Annotated in this window: 12 protein-coding genes; 3 read left to right on the forward strand and 9 right to left on the reverse strand. The window is 71.6% G+C overall.

The annotated features are described in order from the left end of the window. Nucleotides 1-77 precede the first annotated feature (77 nt). A complete protein-coding gene (locus HHX40_RS08135) occupies nt 78-242 on the reverse strand; it encodes a hypothetical protein (protein WP_182880044.1) in 165 nt (54 codons plus the stop codon). Nucleotides 243-1042: 800 nt separating this feature from the next. Between HHX40_RS08135 and HHX40_RS08140 the strand changes: the two genes are divergently transcribed. Continuing rightward, complete coding sequence (locus tag HHX40_RS08140; protein ID WP_182880045.1) at nt 1043-3019, forward strand: HNH endonuclease signature motif containing protein; 1977 nt, start codon at nt 1043-1045, stop codon at nt 3017-3019. Between the two features lie 135 nt (nt 3020-3154). On the opposite strand, the gene HHX40_RS08145 is transcribed toward HHX40_RS08140, so the two are convergent. Both HHX40_RS08145 and HHX40_RS08150 read right to left on the reverse strand, forming a co-directional pair. Further along, a complete protein-coding gene (locus HHX40_RS08145; RefSeq protein WP_182880046.1) occupies nt 3155-5275 on the reverse strand; it encodes a 3-hydroxyacyl-CoA dehydrogenase NAD-binding domain-containing protein in 2121 nt (706 codons plus the stop codon). Beyond that, nucleotides 5272-6456 (reverse strand): thiolase family protein, encoded by a 1185-nt coding sequence (locus HHX40_RS08150; RefSeq protein WP_182880047.1) that lies wholly within the window; start codon nt 6454-6456, stop codon nt 5272-5274. The genes HHX40_RS08145 and HHX40_RS08150 overlap by 4 nt, the downstream gene beginning before the upstream one ends. Before the next feature lie 240 nt (nt 6457-6696). Here HHX40_RS08150 and HHX40_RS08155 point away from each other — a divergent pair, with 240 nt between their 5' ends. After that, the gene (locus HHX40_RS08155) at nt 6697-9111 is read left to right on the forward strand and encodes a hypothetical protein (protein ID WP_182880048.1); all 2415 of its coding nucleotides are present in this window, start codon (nt 6697-6699) and stop codon (nt 9109-9111) included. 38 nt (nt 9112-9149) lie between these two features. Here HHX40_RS08155 and HHX40_RS08160 read toward each other — a convergent pair whose 3' ends face one another. From HHX40_RS08160 to HHX40_RS08175, 4 genes are all read right to left on the reverse strand, one after another. Continuing rightward, nucleotides 9150-9764 carry a hypothetical protein gene (locus tag HHX40_RS08160; RefSeq protein ID WP_182880049.1) on the reverse strand — a complete coding sequence of 205 codons (615 nt, stop codon included), beginning with the start codon at nt 9762-9764 and terminating at the stop codon, nt 9150-9152. Beyond that, nucleotides 9761-10330 (reverse strand): RNA polymerase sigma factor, encoded by a 570-nt coding sequence (locus HHX40_RS08165; protein WP_182880050.1) that lies wholly within the window; start codon nt 10328-10330, stop codon nt 9761-9763. The genes HHX40_RS08160 and HHX40_RS08165 overlap by 4 nt, the downstream gene beginning before the upstream one ends. A gap of 99 nt (nt 10331-10429) precedes the next feature. Next, nucleotides 10430-11653: an HRDC domain-containing protein gene (locus tag HHX40_RS08170; protein WP_182880051.1), complete on the reverse strand. Its 1224-nt coding sequence runs from the start codon at nt 11651-11653 to the stop codon at nt 10430-10432. A 3-nt stretch (nt 11654-11656) separates the two neighbouring features. After that, nucleotides 11657-12253, reverse strand: a complete 597-nt coding sequence (locus HHX40_RS08175; RefSeq protein WP_111697961.1) for a DUF3000 domain-containing protein — start codon at nt 12251-12253, stop codon at nt 11657-11659. A 468-nt stretch (nt 12254-12721) separates the two neighbouring features. Here HHX40_RS08175 and hemE point away from each other — a divergent pair, with 468 nt between their 5' ends. Then, nucleotides 12722-13759 carry a uroporphyrinogen decarboxylase gene (hemE, locus tag HHX40_RS08180; RefSeq protein ID WP_182880052.1) on the forward strand — a complete coding sequence of 346 codons (1038 nt, stop codon included), beginning with the start codon at nt 12722-12724 and terminating at the stop codon, nt 13757-13759. Between the two features lie 15 nt (nt 13760-13774). Here hemE and HHX40_RS08185 read toward each other — a convergent pair whose 3' ends face one another. Both HHX40_RS08185 and HHX40_RS08190 read right to left on the reverse strand, forming a co-directional pair. Continuing rightward, nucleotides 13775-14836 carry a DUF4349 domain-containing protein gene (locus HHX40_RS08185; protein ID WP_182880053.1) on the reverse strand — a complete coding sequence of 354 codons (1062 nt, stop codon included), beginning with the start codon at nt 14834-14836 and terminating at the stop codon, nt 13775-13777. 172 nt (nt 14837-15008) lie between these two features. Beyond that, entirely contained in the window at nt 15009-18317 is a 3309-nt protein-coding gene (locus tag HHX40_RS08190) for a PQQ-dependent sugar dehydrogenase (RefSeq protein WP_220498862.1), read from the reverse strand. Nucleotides 18318-18393: the final 76 nt, after the last annotated feature.

Here is an 18393-nt window from a genome sequence, read left to right on the forward strand (position 1 = left end):
ACCCCACACCCAGAAGCGGTAGAGCGCGTTCTCCCGTAGCAATTCGAACGACAGGCGGATTCCGGTGATCCGCTCCATCAGGGCGAAGGCATGGATGCGCCAGGCCAGTCGTCCAGCGTCTGCTCGCCCGGCACGAGGCCTCGCTCGACGTCGGCATACTTCTCGTGCAGGTTGAACAGGCCGTCGAGGTGCCTTTCGATGAGGGCCGTGTCGCCCCAGATGTCGCCGCCGTCGTCGAACACGCACAGCCTGCCTCCTTCGCGTGCGTAGTACAACCTGCCCCGATAGAGCTTCTGACCGTTTCTCCGCCATTCGCGATATTTCGCGGGAACACAAGTGTTCTGAGGGAATGCGGAAAGCGTCGCATTCTGGGCAATTGGGAATCTGTCTGTGGCTCCAACAAATCCCGCCGCGGGGGTGTTCGCGCCTGGTGGGGCGTGGAAGAATTAATACAGGTTTTCGAATCCCTAGGGGAGGTGCGATGGATCTGTTCGACACCGATCCTGAGCACCTCTCTCGTTCGAACGATACTGGTTATGGCGATTGGTGGGAGCGGCTCACCGCCAACTCGCCCCTTTGGTCTTCCGAGGGTGCGCTAGCCCGTGAATACGTTCCGATCGTCGAGCCCAGGGCGCGGAAGCACGCGAGCCGGTTCGACGACTCGGCGGAATCGCCCAACTTCGCCCGCGTATTCGAGACTCATGGCGGCAACGCGTCCAGCGTTAAATCCACCGATGATGAGGCCGCAAGCGATGCCTCTTCCGACGGTGTTTGTCCTGACAGCGTCCGGGGTGCCGACAGCGGCAATTCCGCTGGCGTTTCCTGCGGCGCTTTGGCGGGCGCTCCTGGTGCTGTTCCTGGTGGTGCGTCGGACGGCGCCTCTGGCGCTGGCTGGGGCTATGCGGGCCGGGGTTTTGCGGGCCGAGGTCAGGATGCGGGCAGTGAGGGGGATGCCGGTGGCGCGTCCGGTGGCATCCCTGGTGGCGCTGCCGGTGCTGCTTCTGGTGGTGCTTGCGGTGCGGGGTCGTCGTCGTGGGTGGCGGTGGCGGCGGTTGGTGAGGCGGCCCGGGCAGTGGCGCTCGCGCCGGCGCCCGAGTCGGCGGAGGTGTGCCTGGCCGAGGCGGAGGAGTTGCTGGCGGCCCGCGATCGCATCACTTCGGCGTTGGCTGCCCGGGTGGGGCGGGTGCATCGGTCCGGGGAGGCGAGGAACCATGGGCATGCCTCCACCAGGTTGTGGTTGCGCTCTGTCGGGGGGATGACGATCCCGGGTGCGGGCCGGTTGGTGACGATGGGCATGGAGCTGGGTCGCCTGTCGCGGGTGCGTGAGCGGTTCGCCGAGGGCAGCCTGGCGGAGGGGATCGTGGAGGCGATCTGCACCGCCACCGCGGGGTTGACCGACGATCAGGCCACGACGGCTGAGAGAATCCTGCTGGAGTTGGCGGGTTCGGCGGGGGCGGCGGAGGTGGCCAAGGCGGGGCGGTATCTGCGGGCGGTGCTTGACCCCGACGGCCACGAGCAGGACGAGCAGGCCGATTTCGACCGCCGCTTCTTCCGGGTGCGGCGGCGCAGGAACGGCGGGCTGGAGGGAGAGTTCTACCTCCCGGTCGAGGCCGCCGGGCGGTTGCAGCACCTGCTGGATGTCTACGCCAAGCCGAAGGCCGAGGGCGACGACTGGACCCCGAGTGTGCGGAACGCGGATGCGTTCATCGCGTTCCTGGAGAACAAGATCGCGGCCGAGCTTCTGGTGCTGGTCACCGCCGAATCCCTCCCCGCCGACCCCCCAACCGACAACCCCGGAGCCGCCGACCCCGGAGCCGCCGACCCCGCAGGCACCACCCCCTCAGGCGATTCCACAGCTGACCCCTCTGCCGACCATCCCACCAGCGACCCCTCGCGCACCGACCCCTCAGGCGACCCCACAGCCGACGACCCCACCAGCGACCCGGCAGACACCGACCCGAGTGACGGCTCTGGTCCCGACTGCTCCGGCACCGGCCCAGGCCCTGACCCCGACCCTTCGGGCACCGACCCTTCGGGCGCCCATCCCTCTGACACCGGCCAGTCAGACGCTGGCTCCTTGGCCACGGGCTTCTCGGACGCAGACCCGGGTGACGATGCTGGCCCTGAGCCCGGCTCAGGCGACGACCCCGTTCCTGGCCCTGACGCCTACGCGACCCGCGCTGCCGCGACCTGCGCCAGCGCGACCTCCGCCGACGCGGCCGACGCCACCGGCGAGCCCTCCGCCGCCGACTCCGCCGCCGACTCCGCCTCTGATCCGCCGCCCGAGTACGGCGATCCTCCTGGTAGCCACACTGGGGAAAGCCCAGGCGGGGACTGCCCTGTCGGCGACTGCCCGGCGGGGGACTACCGGCATGCCTTCGCGCCGGGTGAAACGCCGCACTGGATGCCCAGGGCTCGCTCCGACGCGCCGTCGGGTGCAGAGGGGAGCACCTGGCCGGGAGGCCGCGCCCGGCCGGGGGGAGGTGCCCGGGTGGGACGCGAGGCCTGGCCGGGAGGCCGGGTGTGGCCTGGAGGTAGCGTCCGGCGGGAAGGTGATGCCTGGGCGGGGGTGGGGGTGAACAGTCCGCCGCCGGGGGTGTGGTTGCGGGGGTTGCCGGGGCTGATCCTGGCGACCGGGCACCTGCTGCCCGTCTCCAGCGTGCACCGGTTGGCCCGTACCAGCACGTTGGTGCGGATCGTGATGGACGCCGGTGGGCAGGTGCTGGACATGGGCCGCAAGGTCCGCCTCGCCACCCCGGCTCAGCGGCGGGCGGTCTTCGCCCGGTATGCGACCTGCTGGGTGGACGGCTGCCCGCTGCCCGCCACGATGTGCCAGATCGACCACGCCGAGGACTGGTGCAACGGCGGGCTGACCGACCTCAAACTGCTGGGACCGGCCTGCCAGTTCCACAACCGCGACCGCTACCGCCACCCCACCCGCTACACCCGCCGCAAGATCGGCGACGACCGCTGGGCCTTCACCTACCGAAACCCCCGCACCACCCGACTGCGGGTGTAGAGGCGGGACACCGGCAGGGCCGGGGCGGCGAAGTCGTCGTCGCCCCGGCCCCGTGCCGGCGCAGTAAGACCAGCGCAGTAAGACCAGCGCAGTAAAACCAGCGCAGTGAGACCAGCGCAGTAAGACCAGCGCGGTTCAGGCCGGTACTGAGGCCACGCCGGGCTCCAGGAAGCGGGAGCCGGTGACCTCCTCGGAGATGCCCGCACGGTCCAGGTACGGCGTGATACCGCCGGTGTGGAACGGCCAGCCGGCGCCGAGGAGCATGCACAGGTCGATGTCCTGGGGCGCGGCGACCACGCCCTCGTCGAGCATCAGCCTGATCTCCTGGGCGAGGGCACGGAGCGCGCGCAGCCGCACCTCGTCCGTGGTCGAGGGGGATGCGGTCGAGGGGGACGAGCCGCCCTCGAACAGCGCCCGAACCTCCGGGTCGATCTGGAAGTCGGGGCCGTAGAGGCCCGGCTTGCCCGCCGCGACCAGCTTGGCGAGGTTCTCCGACACGCCGAAGCGGTCCGGGAACGCCGCGTGCATGGTCTCGGCCACGTGCAGCGCGACGGCCGGGCCGACGAGCTGGAGCAGCGCGAACGGCGTCATCGGCAGGCCGAGCGAGTCGAGCGCGTGGTCGGCGGTCTCCAGCGGGGTGCCCTCGTCGGCCGCGGCCGTGACCTCGCCCATGAAGCGGGTCAGCAGCCGGTTGACGACGAACGCGGGCGCGTCCTTGACCAGCACGCACGACTTCTTCAGCGTCTTGCCGACCGCGAAGGCCGTCGCGAGCGTCGCGTCGTCGGTGGCCGCGCCCCGGACGATCTCCAGCAGCGGCAGCACGGCGACCGGGTTGAAGAAGTGGAAGCCCACCACCCGCTCGGGGTGGCGCAGGCCCGCCGCCATGCCGGTGACCGACAGCGAGGAGGTGTTGGTCGCCAGCACGCAGGTCTCCGAGACGACCTCCTCCACCTCGGCGAACACCTTCTGCTTCACCGCGAGGTCCTCGAACACCGCCTCGATCACGAAGTCGGCGTCGGCGAAGGCGTCCTTGGTCAGCGACCCGGTCACCAGGCCCTTGAGCCGGTTGGCCTGGTCGGCGGAGACCCGGCCCTTGGCCAGCAGCTTGTCCACCTCGCCGTGGACGTATCCGACGCCCTTGTCGAGACGGGCCTGGTCGAGGTCGGTCAGCACGACCGGGACCTCCAGGCGGCGGGCGAACAGCAGCGCGAGCTGCGAGGCCATCAGCCCGGCGCCGACCACGCCGACCTTGGTGACCGGGCGGGCGAGCGACCTGTCGGGCGCACCGGCCGGGCGCTTGGCCCGCCGCTGCACGAGGTCGAAGGCGTACAGCCCGGCGCGCAGTTCGTCGCCCATGAGCAGATCGGCCAGCGCCTCGTCCTCGGCCGCGAAGCCCTCGTCACGCGACGCCGTACGCGCCAGGGCGACCAGGTCGAGCGCCCGGTACGGCGCGGGGGAGGCGCCCCGCAGCTTGAGATCGACGAGGGTCCTGGCCTGGTCGATCACCGGCGTCCAGTCGTCGGCGGTGTGGTCGGGGCGCTCCAGGGTCACCTCGCCGCGCAGCACCTGGGCGGCCCATCGCAGCGACTCCTCCAGGAAGTCGGCGGGCTCGAACATCGCGTCGGCGATCCCGAGGGCGTACGCGTCGCGGCCCTTGATCATGCGGTTCTGCGACAGCGGGTTCTCGATGATCAGCTTCAGCGCCTTCTCCGGGCCGATCAGCCGGGGGAGGAGCTGGGTGCCGCCCCACCCGGGCACCAGGCCGAGGAAGCACTCCGGCAGCGCGATCGCCGGGACCCCGGACGACACGGTGCGGTAGGTGCAGTGCAGGGCGATCTCCAGCCCGCCGCCCATCGCCGCGCCGTTGACGAACGCGAACGACGGCACGGCCAGCTCGCCCAGGCGGCGGAACACGTGGTGGCCGAGCGCCCCGATCGCGACGGCCTCCTCCCGGGCGGACACCTCCGCCGCGCCCTTGAGGTCGGCGCCGACGGCGAAGATGAACGGCTTGCCCACGACGCCGACCGCCGCGACGTCGCTGCGCGCGGCGATCCCGTCGAGCGCGTCGTCCAGCGAGAGCAGGCCGTGCGGGCCGAAGGTGTTCGGCTTGGTGTGGTCGTGCCCGTTGTCGAGAGTGATCAGCGCCATCGTGCCCGCGCCGTACGGAAGCTCGACGTCGCGCACGAGCGCCTTGGTCACGACCTCGTCGGCGTTCCTGCCCTCCAGGAGGGCCTTCCAGGTCTCGATCGTGCTCATGCGAGGTTCTCCCAGATGACGGTGCCGCCCATGCCCATGCCGACGCACATCGTGGTGATCCCGTAGCGGACGTCGGGCCGCTCGGCGAACTCGCGCGAGAGCTGGATCATCAGCCGCACGCCCGACGACGCGAGCGGGTGGCCGAACGCGATCGCGCCGCCGTACGGGTTGACCCGCGGGTCGTCGTCGGCGATGCCGAAGTGCTCCAGGAAGGCCAGCACCTGTACGGCGAACGCCTCGTTGATCTCGAACAGGCCGATGTCGCCGATCGACAGCCCGGCCAGGCGCAGCGCGCGCTCGGTGGAGGGGATCGGCCCGACGCCCATCACCTCGGGGTCGACGCCGGCGAAGGCGTACGACACGAGGCGCATGCGCGGGGTCAGGCCCAGCTCCTCGGCCACCTCCTGGGCGGCCACGATGCAGCCGGTCGCGCCGTCGTTGAGACCGGAGGAGTTGCCCGCGGTGACCCTTCCGTGCGAGCGGAAGGGCGTCTTGAGGCCGCGGATGCCCTCCAGCGTCGTGCCGGGGCGCGGCCCCTCGTCCGCGGTGGCGAGGCCCCAGCCCTCGGCGGCCTTGCGGGTGGCCACCGGCACGAGGTCGCGCTGGATCCTGCCGTCGGCGTACGCCTTGGCGACCTTCTCCTGCGAGGCGACGGCGAAGGCGTCGGCGCGCTCCTTGCCGATGGACGGATAGCGGTCGTGCAGGTTCTCCGCGGTCATGCCCATGACCAGCGCCGAGCCGTCGACGAGCCGCTCGGACAGGAACCGGGGGTTGGGGTCGACGCCCTCGCCCATGGGGTGGCGGCCCATGTGCTCGACGCCACCCGCGATGGCCACGTCGTACGCGCCGAAGGAGATGCCGCCCGCGACCGTGGTCACGGCGGTCATGGCGCCGGCGCACATGCGGTCGACGGCGTAGCCGGGGACCGACTTCGGCAGCCCGGCGAGCACCGCCGCGGACCTGCCGATGGTCAGGCCCTGGTCGCCGATCTGGGTGGTGGCCGCGATGGCCACCTCGTCCACCCGCTCCGGGGGGAGGCCGGGGTTGCGCCGCATCAGCTCGCGGATGACGCGGACTACCAGGTCGTCGGCACGCGTCTCGGCGTACAGGCCCTTCGGGCCCGCCTTGCCGAAAGGCGTCCGAACGCCGTCGACGAAGACGACTTCACGGGACGCAGGCACGGGTTCGCTCCTACTAGTCGGTAGCTGCCGGAGTCCCATGCTACTGGTCGGTAACCCGTTCTGGGAGCGGTGGGCGTGCCGCGCCTGTGAGAGATCGTTAACCCGGGAGAAACCGGTAGGAATCAGCACATGTGACCTATAGCGATCTCATTCGTGATGTAAGCCCCACAAACCTCAAGATTCCCTCATGTAACTCACATGATCGTCATTCTTGGGGCATTGCACTTGAAAAGGGATCCAATGCACTCCCCTGTGCGCGCCTGGACCAAGGCGCTCGCCGCGGCCGTCACGGCCGTGACCCTGTCCACCTCGCTCCTCCCGGGTCCCGCGCACGCCGGGCCACCCGCTTCGGCCGGCGACGACGGCACCTGGACCGTCGAACCCGTCGGCGGCGGCCACCGGGTCACGCTCCGCCTGAACAGGCCGCTGCCGGTCCGCGACGCTGTTCCCGAACTCGCGGCGGACGGCCGGTCGCTCGGCCCGGCCGAGGAGTCGCCCGACGGCATGACGCTGACCGTCGTCACCCCCGACCCCGCCGTCGCCACGGCGTCCTCCGTGGACGTGGCCTGGAACGGCGAGGTGCCCAGGGTCACCGGGTCGGCCGTCGGCAGGGCCGCCCCGTCACCCGCCGGTTCTCCCACCAGGACACACGGCAAGCCGGTCCCCGTGCCCGTCGACCCGGCCGCGCCCGGTCCGTACGCCGTGAGCCACGACGAGTACGACCTCGGCGACACCGCCATCACGCTGGAGGGGCTCGGCGGCCGCCAGGCCGAGATCCGGGCGAAGGTCTACCTGCCCGAAGGCGCCCCCGGCAGGCGCCCGCTGGTCGTCTTCCTGCACGGCCGCCACTCGGCCTGCTACAACGCCACGACCCGGGTGACGTCCAACACCCAGTGGCCCTGCCCGGCGGGGCAGCAGCCCATCGCCAGCTACCAGGGATACGACGGTCCCGCGGACGTGCTCGCCAGCCAGGGGTACGCCGTGGTGTCGGTCAGCGCCAACGGCGTCAACGCCGCCGACAACCCCTACAGCGAGGACCGGGGCGCGCTGGCCCGGGGCGAGGTCGTCATGCGGCACCTCGACCTGCTCGCCGACGCGGCCAAGGGCGTGGGCGACGCGAAGCTGGTGAGCCTCTTCGAGGACCGCCTCGACATGTCCGACGTCGGCCTGATGGGCCACTCGCGGGGCGGTGAGGGCGTCGTCAAGGCCGCGCTGATGAACGCGGGCCGGGCGAAGCCGTACGGGATCAGAGCGGTGCTCCCGCTCGCGCCGACGGACTTCGCGCGGGCGACCCTGCCCGGCACGCCGATGGCCGTCATCCTGCCGTACTGCGACGGGGACGTCTCCAACCAGCAGGGCCAGCACTTCTACGACGACTCCCGGTACGCCGTGGACGGCGACCCGGCCTTCCGCGCCTCGCTGATGGTCATGGGCGCCGACCACAACTTCTTCAACACCGAGTGGACCCCGGGCGTGGCGCACGCGCCCGCGTCCGACGACTGGTCGAACCGCAACGACCCCGTCTGCGGCGGCTCCGCGCCGTCGCGGCTGACCGCCGCCGAGCAGTACGCCGTCGGCACCGCGTACATCGCCGGGTTCTTCCGGCTCGTGCAGGGCGGCGAGCAGGGCCTGCTGCCGCTCTTCGACGGCAGCGGCGGCACCACCCCCTCCGCCGGGCGGGCGGTCGTCCACACCGTCGCCCAGGCCCCCGCGGCCGGGCGCCTCGACGTGGCCGCCTTCACGTCGCCGTCGCCGTCCACCCAGGTCTCCGGCGCGGCCACCGCGGTCGTCTGCGCGGGGATGCTCGACCGCTCGCCGCAGAGCGGCCTGCCGTCCTGCGCCTCCGCGCTGACCACCTCGCAGGCGCCGTCCTGGACGCCCGCGACGTACGCCGGAAACGTCGCCTCGACTCCGGTGCTGCGGTTCTCCTGGAGTGACCCGACGGGCGCGGTGACCGTGCCGCTGGACAAGCCCGACCAGAACGTCTCCCGCTACGACGCGCTGACCTTCCGCGCGGCCCGGGACGAGACGGCGACCGGCGAGGTGGACCTCGCGGTCGAGGTCGTCGACAAGAGGGGCGCGTCGCGGACGTTCAAGGTGTCGGAGGTGAGCGACGCGCTCACGCCGTTCCCCGGCACGGCCTCGCCGCTGCCCAAGACCTGGCTGCGCACGGTCCGCGTCCCGCTGAGCGCGTTCACCGGCGTCAAGCCGCAGCAGATCAGCGAGATCCGGATCTCGGGCGCGAGCCAGAAGGGCGCCGTCTACCTCGCCGACCTCGCGTTCACCACCATGGCCGCGGGCGAGGCCCGTACCGACAGGCTGCCGCAGGTGTCGGTGGAGGGCACCACGGTGGACGAGGGCGACGGCCCGGGCACGGCCCTGATGACGGTGCGGCTCTCGGAGCAGAGCAGGACGCCGGTGACGGTCCAGATCCAGACGATCGCGACCGGGGCCACCCCGGTGGTCGCCTCCGCGGCGCAGGAGGTCGTCATCCCGGCCAGGTCCCTGGAGGCGTCCTTCCAGGTGCCGGTCAACGGCGACACCGCGGTGGCGTCCGCGCCGCAGTCCTACCAGGTGGTCGCCTCGGTGCCGGTCAACGCGACGATCGGCGGCGGCTTCACCCGGCTCCTCGTCACCGACGACGACATGAGCTGACTCCCCTGCCGGCTGAGTCCTTCCGCCTGCGGAAGGACTCAGCCGGCGTCAGGGACGGGCGTGCACGGTTTCACGGGTGAGCCCGCTCTGGCCAGCCAGGCGCCGAGTCTCCAGGGCCGCCGCGCGTTCTGGTTGTCGCGGAACTCCAGGACGAGCGTCTCGCCCGGCCGGATGAACTCCGGACGGATCCTGATCTCACGGACGTCGACCACCTGGGTCGCCTCGAACGAGCGCCACCGTTCCACACCCGCCCGCATCTGCGCCTCCGTGTGGCCCGGCGACCCGTAGGAGGGATCCACGCCCTCGAACCGGGGATCCGCGCACCGCGTGTGCGGCGCCAGGAACGACACGTCGGCCGTGACGCCGGCCGCCAGCAGATCGGCCTGCAGTCCCTCGGGGTCGCGCATCTCGTCGAGAGCCACCGTGATCGTGCCGTCGGGGTTCTCGGTCACCGCGTACGCCGGGGTCCCGCCGCCGGCGACCAGCGGTGTGGCGACGGCCGCCGCCACGACGCCGGCCGCGACCAGCAGCCGAGGGGCGGTGACGACCCGCCGCCGGGCGTGCATCCCGTCCATCAGCCGCCGTCTCGCCCCGGTGAGGTCCTCGGAGGAGGCCACCGGGACGTCCCGCCACATGCCGTCGAGCACCTTCATGATTGTTCTCCTTCTGGTAGCGACTGCCGGATCTGGACGCGGGCGCGGTTGAGCCGCGAGGCGACGGTGCCGGGAGGGATGCCGAGCGCGTCGGCGACCTCCTGGTAGGTGAGGCCGGCCCAGGCGACGAGCAGCAGCACGTCGCGGTCGGCCCGTTTGAGCCGCAGCAGGGCCCGCGCCAGCGGGCGGTTGACGGCCAGGGTGTTGACGCCGTCCTCCACCTGCGCGCCCGCTGTCTCCCCCGGGTGAACCCCGCTGCGCAGGTACGCGCGGTAGAGGGCGGCCTCGGCACGGCGGCGTCTGCCGATCATGTTCGAGGCGATGCCGTACAGCCACGGCCGGGCGTCGGGGCGGCCCCGGTCGTAGTCGGCCCGGCTCTGGAAGGCGGCCAGAAAGGTGTCGGCCACGACGTCCTCCGCCTCGCCGGGACCCAGTCGCCTGGTCACGTAGCGGTGCAGAAGCGGCGCGTGCCGGTCGAACAGGACGGCGAAGATCTCCGGCTCGTGCAGCGATCTCCCGATGAGGGTCGCGTCATCCGCCGCGATGACTTCGCGGGTGGTTGTCATGCATCTCGGCCTTTCCTGGCGTATGCGGTCACCAGTACTTGCCGCGCCGGGCCGAAATGCTTCATTCCCAGGGCACGCGCCGGTCGCCGGCGTCCCGGGTCAGACCTCTCCCTTGATCTCCAGCCGTTCGAGCGCCTTGGTCAGCGGGTGGACGGTCAGGCCGATCTGCCACTCCCGGGCGCCCAGCGCGCGCAGCCGCGCGGACACCGACTCCTCCGTGACCGGGGCGGGCGGCTCCCACGTGAGGCGGCGTACGGCGTCGGGCTGGAGCAGGTTCTCGGTCGGCATGCGGTGCTCGTCGGCCAGCGCGGCGACGACGGCCCGCGCCGCCGCGAGCCGCTTGGCCGCGGCCGGGTCGCGGTCGGCCCAGCGGTTGGCCGGGGGAGGGCCGTCCCCGGGCCCCACGGGCTGCGGCAGCGCAGGTTCGGGCATCGTGCGGGCCCGGTTCACCGCCGCGAGCCAGTCGTTCAGGTGGCGCCGGGCGCTGCGGCCGACGAAGGGCGTGATCTCGGTGAGCGCCTTGGTCGTCCGCGGCTGGTCGAGCGCGGCCTGCACGATCGCGGAGTCGGGCAGCACGCGGCCCGGCGCGAGGTCGGCCTCCCGCGCGATCTCGTCGCGCAGCGTCCACAGCTCCCGCACCACGGCGAGCCCGCGCAGCGAGCGGACCCGGTGGATGCCGGAGGTGCGCCGCCACGGGTCGGTGCGCGGCGGATGGGCGGGGGCGGCCAGGATCGCGCCGAACTCCTCCAGCGCCCACTCCAGCTTGCCCGTGGCGGTCAGCTCGTCGTGCAGGAAGTCGCGCAGCTCGACCAGCACCTCCACGTCGAGCGCGGCGTACCGCAGCCAGTCCTCCGGCAGCGGGCGGGTCGACCAGTCCGCGGCCGAGTGCCCCTTCTCCAGCCGCAGCCCGAGGACCAGTTCGACCATGGTGCCGAGGCCCACCCGCTCGTAGCCGAGCAGCCGCCCGGCCAGCTCGGTGTCGAACAGCCGCCGCGGCCGGAAGCCCAGCTCCGCCAGGCAGGGCAGGTCCTGGTTCGCGGCGTGCAGGACGATCTCGGCCTCCCGCAGCGCCTCGTCCAGCGCGGACAGGTCGGGGCAGGCGACGGGGTCGATCAGCGCGGAGCCCGCGCCGGCCCGGCGCAGCTGCACCAGGTAGGCGCGGCCGCTGTAGCGGTAGCCGGAGGCGCGCTCGGCGTCGACGGCCACGGGCCCCGTGCCACGCGCGAAGGCCTCCACGGCGGCCCTCAGCGCGGCGGGGTCCTCGATGACGGGCGGGATTCCCTCGCGCGGCTCCAACAGCGGCTGGATCACGGGTTCTGACACTGGCTACGGGACCTTCGGGTCATCTCTGCGGGCGGGACGCGGGTGCAGCGTCGCGACGTCGGGGGGCAACGGGGGGATGCCCGCCGCCAGGCACATCAGATCGCACCAGGCGGCGGCGTGGGGCGACATGTCCTCGTCGAGCGGCGACCACGAGGCCCGCAGCTCGATCTCGGTGGTGACGGGGTCGTCGGCCTTGCTGCCGAACCCCTCCGAGACCGCCCGGGTGACCGTGCCGCCGACCGCCGCGTAGCGCGCGCCGTGCGCGTCGAGCGCCTCGGTGAGCCAGCTCCAGGCCACCGGCCCGAGCAGCGGATCCGTGGTCATCTCCGGCTCCACGTCGGCGCGTACGTAGGCGACCAGGCGGAACTGCCCCTCCCAGCCGCGCTGGCCGTCGGGGTCGAAGAGCAGGATCAGGCGGCCGACGGCGAGTTCGTCGTCGTCGCGGTAGACGGAGGCCCCGACGGCCCCGGAGTACGGCGCGAGCCGCTGGGGCGCCGGGATGTCCTCCAGCTCGATCTCCGGCCGGACCCCGGTGGGGCGCAGCGTCTCCAGCGCGCGCCGGAAGGCGGCGGGAGGCGCCGGCGGCTCACCGAGGGTCATGACGGAAGCGTAGGTCGGATTCGGGAGAGCGCGAAGCAGGGGGGTGGCTGTGGGGGACATGAGAAGTCGTCAAGCCGTCGCCGCCGCTCGAGTACTCGGACGCCCGCCTCCCCGGCGGCAGGCAGGGCGCTCGGCACCGTGATCAGTGCGGTGTTCGGGGGAACTCCACATCGAAGTCATCGCTCCGGGGCCTCTCGTCGGATCCACGGTCGTGGCGGTCGCTCGGGACTGATCCGACGTTGGCACGTCCCGCCGACATTTCCCCGCATCGCACTCGGCGTGTCTCGAAAGTGGTATTGGAATCGATGCCGGATGCCCGATTGACGAACACATTGCCGAGCGGTGAGGCGACTCACAGGAGGGGATGGGGTTCACCTTACGGGATCGGCGGAGTTTTTCGCGTCCTCCGGGAACCCCAGGTGGTGGGTCCGGGCACGGGGCGACCTCCGGGCATGGCAGGCTGGTGCCGTGAAACCCCAGCTCGCCGAATCCGTCTTCGTCCGCGCCTGCCGGCGCGAGGCCGTCCCGCACACCCCCGTCTGGTACATGCGACAGGCCGGGCGCTCACTGCCCGAGTACCGGAGGGTGCGCGCGGGTGTCGAGATGCTCACCGCCTGCGCCACGCCCGACCTGGTGGTGGAGATCACCATGCAGCCGGTCCGCAGGTACGGCACGGATGCGGCGATCTTCTTCAGCGACATCGTGGTCCCGCTCAAGGCGATCGGCGTCGACCTGGACATCAAGCCGGGCGTCGGCCCGGTCGTCGGTACCCCCATCCGCGACAAGGCGGGCGTCGACACCCTGCGGCCGCTGGAGCCGGACGACGTGCCGTACGTGACGGAGGCCGTCGGCGCGCTGACCGGCGAGCTGGGCGGGACCCCGCTGATCGGCTTCGCCGGAGGGCCGTTCACGCTGGCGTCGTACCTCATCGAGGGCGGCCCGTCCAAGAACCACGACCGCACCAAGGCCATGATGTACGGCGAGCCCGAGCTGTGGCACTCCCTGATGGAGCGGCTCGGCGCGATCACGCTCGCCTTCCTGCGCGTGCAGGCGCTGGCCGGGGCGTCGGCCGTCCAGCTCTTCGACTCGTGGGTGGGCGCGGTCGCGCCGCAGGACTACCGGACGTACGTGCTGCCGCACACCAGCCAGATCTTCGCCGGGCTCGCGGACCTCGGGGTGCCGCGCATCCACTTCGGCGTCGGCACCGGCGAGCTGCTCGGCGTGATGGGCGAGGCCGGCGCCGACGTGGTGGGCGTCGACTGGCGGGTGCCGCTCGACGAGGCCGCGCTCCGGGTGGGCGCGGGCAAGGCGCTGCAGGGCAACCTCGACCCGGCGATCCTGCTGGCGCCCTGGGAGGTCGTCGAGAGGCGGGCCAGGGACGTGCTCGAACGCGGCCGGGTGGCCGAGGGGCACGTGTTCAACCTCGGCCACGGCGTGCTTCCCTCGACCGATCCCGACCAGCTCGCCCGGCTCACCGACCTCGTCCACGAGGCGTCGGCCCGCTGACCACCGCTCCGGGTCCTACTCGGGCTCGTCGCCGGGTGCCTGCCCGGGTCCGGGGGTGTACGCGGGTGTCCGGGCCGGTGGACGCGGCGCGGCGGGGCCGGGAGACGCGGGGGGTGCGGGAGGCGCGGCGGGCCTGCGCCGGCGGACCCGGCGCACGATCTCCCGTCCGGCCAGCCACAGCACCGCGCCCACGGCGAGCCAGGGCAGCAGCACGCCCACCACGGTCAGCGTCACCCCGGTCGCCGAGGACAGGGCGTCCCACCCGGCCCGCAGCCCGGCGAGGAAGCCAGGCGCGTCCTCGGTCTTCTTCGGCTGCGGGGAGGGGGAGGCGCCCGGCTGCGGGAACAGGGTGAGCGTCAGCGTGCCCATGCCGGTCTGCCCCTCCAGGGCCTTCTGCCTGGCCTGCAGCGACTCCAGTTCGGCCTCGCGGCTGGAGATCTCCCGTTCGATCTCCATGATCTCGCCGATCTTTTCGGCCTTCGACAGCAGCGTGCGGAACTGGCCGAGCGCGGCCTCGGCCGACTTCACCCGGCTGGCGACGTCGGCGACCTCCTCGGTGACGTCCTCGGTGTTCTGCCGCATCGACTTGCGGACGCCGAGGTCGCGTCCGAGCTGGGCCAGCACGCCGGAGTAGCGGTCCGGGGGCACCTTGAACACGATCACCCACTGACCGCCGCCCGGGGAGTGCTCGTCGCCCGCGTAGAAGTCGCTGCGTTCCTGGGCGACGTACCCGCCCGCGCCGCTCACGACCTCCTTGGCGCGGTCGGCCGCCGCCGTGACGTCCTTGGCCTCGACGATGAGCTCCGACGTGTAGACGATGGCGCGGTCGGCCTGGCCGAGCTTGACGTCGTCCTGCTTCCCGCTCCCGCCGCCGGACGCGGCCTTCGAGTCCTGTGCCGAGCCCCCCGCCGAGCCCCCCGCCGACCCCTCTCCGGGGGCCTGCTCCTGCATGGCGGGCACGGGCGCGGCGGCGTCGCTCGCCGCCTGGCCGCTCGACGAGTCGTCGCCGCCCCCACACCCCGTCAACAGAAAGGCGACGGCCGCCAGGGCCGCCGCACCGTACCGGATTCGACTCATGTCAGGTACATCGGTTCACCCGCACGGACAGTTCGACGCCGGCGATCACGATGGCATCACAATGCCTCTGGTCATCGCCGGCGTCTCGCCGCTGGGGGGTGAAGACCCGTGGGCCCCGGCCGGGCCGGGCCGGAGCCCACGGGGGTCGTGCCGGCCGAGTACTCGCCGAGTACTAGCCGAGCTGCCTGATCAGGTCCGCGGCGTCCCGGACGAGGACGTCGCTGACGGCCGGGTCGGTCACCTTCTTGCTCTCTCCGGCGAACTCGATGAACTTCTCCAGCCTGCCGACGGCTTTGTGGTTGCGGCCCTTGCCGACCACCTGCTCCTCGGCCTTGTCGAGTTCCTTGAGCAGGGACTCACTCTTGACCTTGCCCGCCGCCTTGAAGGTCTCCAGCAGCGCGCGCACGTCGGCGAACGAGGTGGTGACCTGGAAGGTGACGGTCTTCTCGGTGGTGAAGCCGGCCTTGTCGCGGGCGGTGACGGTCAGCGTGTTGTCGCCGAGCGGCAGCGTCCACAGCGGGATCGCCGCCCCGGACTCGACCGTACGGTCGCCGATCTTGGCGGTGACGCTCGCCACGCCGGAGGCCGCGTCGGTGGCCGAGAAGACCGGCGTGATCGAGGCCGAGTCGCCGTACGCCTTGCTCTCGACGCCGCTCACGTCCACGGCGGGGGCGGTCTTGTCGATCTTCACCGTGACGGTGCCGATCTGCGAGACGTTGCCGCCGCTGTCGGTCGCGCGGTAGCGGACCTCGGTGGTGCCCTCGGTGCTCAGCGTCACCGCGTTGTTGGCGTTCAGCCAGGTGGTGCCGCCGTTGACCGAGTACTGCCGGCTCGCGACCGTGCCGTTGTCGGTCGCGGTGACCGTCAGCGTCACGTTGCCCTTGTACCAGCCGTTCTCACCGGTCGGCTGGGCCGGGTTGAGGGTGGCGGTCACGGTCGGCGGGGTCTTGTCGGCGACGCCGTCGCCCACGAAGGTGAACGCGTCCACGTCCACGCCGCCGGTGGAGGTGACGTAGAGCCTGCCGCTGCCCGTGGGGGCGTTCTTCAGGTCGGTGGTCACCGTCTGCCAGCCGGCCCCGGCCGGGATCGCGACGGTCGCGAAGGGCTCCGCGGTCGGCGAGTTCCAGCGCAGGGACAGGGTGCCCGCGCCGGTCGCCTGGGTCTTCACCGAGGTGATGCCGGCGAAGTTCACCGGGTCGTAGCCGATGTAGTCGCCCGCGTCGAGCGAGGTGACCTTGTTGAGGCCGGACGCCGTCGAGTCCGGGGTCTTGGTGACGCCCTTGCTGTCGTCCCCGTGCTCGGCCTGCATGAGCTTGGGGTTGAGGATCAGGGTCGTGTCGCTGGAGGCGCCGGGGATGCCGTTGGCGCCGTTGTCGCGGTAGCTGACCACGACCACGCCGAAGATGTTCTCGGTCACGCCGTGCTCGGGAGCGTCCGCGGGGGTCGCCCAGGTGATGGTGCAGCCCGTGCCGGTCGTGATCGGGTGGGCGTGCGTGTCGTGGCCGAGGCCGAAGGTCCACGCGACCCGGCTGCAGGTCGGGTTGTCGCCGTCCTCCTGGTCGGTCACCTTGACCTTGAACGGAACCGCGTTGCCCCAGTCGATGAAGCCGCCGTCACCGGGGGTCTCGATGGAGACCTTGGGTGCGGTGTTGCCGACGGTGATCTCGAGGGTGGCGAGACCGAACCGGCCGCCCGCGTCGGTGACCCGCAGCCGGGCGGTGTACTGCCCGAGCTTGTCGTAGGTGTGGGTCGCCGTCACGCCCTTCGCGTCGAACGTGCCGTCGCCGTCGAAGTCCCACTCGTAGGTCAGGTCGCCGGCCTCGGAGTCGGAGGACTTGGCGCCGCTGAACTCGACGGTGAGCGGCGCGTTGCTGCCCGACGTCTTATCCGTGGTGATCTTCGCCTGCGGGGCCTTGTTGCCGGGCGAGTAGTCGATGCGGTAGAGACCCGAGTCGGGGTTGGCGCGGAAGAAGCCGTCGCCGTACTCCAGCACGTACAGCGCCCCGTCGGGACCGAACTCGAGGTCCATCGGGTTGTCCGTGATGGGCATCGCCATTTTGGTCAGCTCGGCGTTGGGCAGGACCTGCTCGATCTTGGTGACCGGCCCGTCGGAGCCCGAGACCGTGAACGCCGCCAGGTAGTCCTGCGAGAACTCGCCGAAGAAGAACTTGTTGTCCCAGTACGCGGGGAACTTCGTCGCCGACTTGTTGTCCGCGTCGAAGTGGTAGACCGGGCCGCCCATGGGGGCCTGGCCGTTCTGCACCGGGTCGAACTCGGTGAGCCCGGACCACTCCGCCGGCTGGTCGCTCGCGCGGTCGCCGTAGTACAGGTCGGCCGGGGTCGCCGGGGGCAGCTTCTCCAGGCCGGTGTTCCAGACGGAGTCGTTGGTCGCGCCGCCCGCGCAGTCGAAGAACTCACGCGGCTTGGAATTCGCGTAGTCCCAGTGGTTGTAGTTGAAGTTGTTGCCGGTGCAGTACGGCCAGCCGCCGTTCATCGGCTTGTTCAGCGGGGTGACGTTCCACTCGACGAGACCCATCGGGCCGCGCTGGGGGTCGGCGGCGCCGGCGTCCGGCCCGTAGTCGCCCCAGGAGAGCGTCCCGGTCTTCGAGTCGACGTCGATGCGGAACGGGTTCCGCACGCCCATCACGAAGATCTCGGGCCGGGTCTTGGCCGTGCCCTTCGGGAAGAGGTTGCCGTCGGGGACCGTGTAGGAGCCGTCCGCCCCCACCTTGATCCGCAGGATCTTGCCGCGCAGGTCGTTGGTGCTGCCCGCGCCGCGGCGGTCGTCGAAGCCCGGGTTCATGCCGGGGGCGTCGTTGTTGGGCGCCATGCCGTTGGCGCCGGGGGTGCTGGCCGGGGTGTTGTCACCGGTGGCCAGGTAGAGGTTGCCGTCGTCGTCCCAGTCGAAGTCGCCGGCGACGTGGCAGCACTGCCCGCGGTTGGTCTCGACCTTGATGATGACCTGCTCGGTGGACAGGTCGAGCTTGTCGCCGTCCCACTTGAACCGGGAGACCTGGTTGTAGCCCTTCCACTGGTCCCAGTAGGACACGTCGGCGCCGGCGGGCAGGGAGTTGGGCGCCGATCCGGCCGGGGTCTCCGCCGGGTACGGCCCGGTCATCTTCCTCGGCGCGTAGTAGACGTAGACCCACTTGTTGTTCGCGAAGTCCGGGTCCAGGCCGATGGTCTGCAGGCCGTCCTCGGAGTTGTTGTAGACGTCGAACTTGTTGATGATCTTCGTCACGCCGCTGGCGGGGTCGGTCAGCCTGAGGTCGCCGTTGCGCGCGGTGTGCAGGACGCGGCCGTCCGGCATGACCGCCATGTCGATCGGCTCGCCGACGTCCTTGGTGAGAGTGACCTTCTCGTAGTTCTGCCAGTTCAGGGCCGGTTCGTCGGCCGCCTGTGCGGGTGCGGCGGTGAACGCCGCGAACGGGAGTGTCAGTGCCGCGGCGAGACCGCCGAGCACGATGCGAGTACGCTTCAAGTCTGCTGCGCCTCTTCTCTTCCTGGGGGGTGGCAAGGCAACGGCGGGCCGCCACGAGTGCCGCTGCAATGGAACA

It is taken from the genome of Microbispora sp. H10949 (genome assembly GCF_014161435.1).
GTDB lineage: Bacteria > Actinomycetota > Actinomycetes > Streptosporangiales > Streptosporangiaceae > Microbispora > Microbispora triticiradicis.

Bases quoted from the DNA above. Each gene is read 5' to 3' on its own strand.
- HHX40_RS08160 (WP_182880049.1), bottom strand. From the start codon at position 9,764: ATGAAGGTGCTCGACGGCATGTGGCGGGACGTCCCGGTGGCCTCCTCC.
- HHX40_RS08165 (WP_182880050.1), bottom strand. From the start codon at position 10,330: ATGACAACCACCCGCGAAGTCATCGCGGCGGATGACGCGACCCTCATC.
- HHX40_RS08145 (WP_182880046.1), bottom strand. From the start codon at position 5,275: ATGAGCACGATCGAGACCTGGAAGGCCCTCCTGGAGGGCAGGAACGCC.
- HHX40_RS08185 (WP_182880053.1), bottom strand. From the start codon at position 14,836: ATGAGTCGAATCCGGTACGGTGCGGCGGCCCTGGCGGCCGTCGCCTTT.
- HHX40_RS08155 (WP_182880048.1), top strand. From the start codon at position 6,697: ATGCACTCCCCTGTGCGCGCCTGGACCAAGGCGCTCGCCGCGGCCGTC.
- HHX40_RS08175 (WP_111697961.1), bottom strand. From the start codon at position 12,253: ATGACCCTCGGTGAGCCGCCGGCGCCTCCCGCCGCCTTCCGGCGCGCG.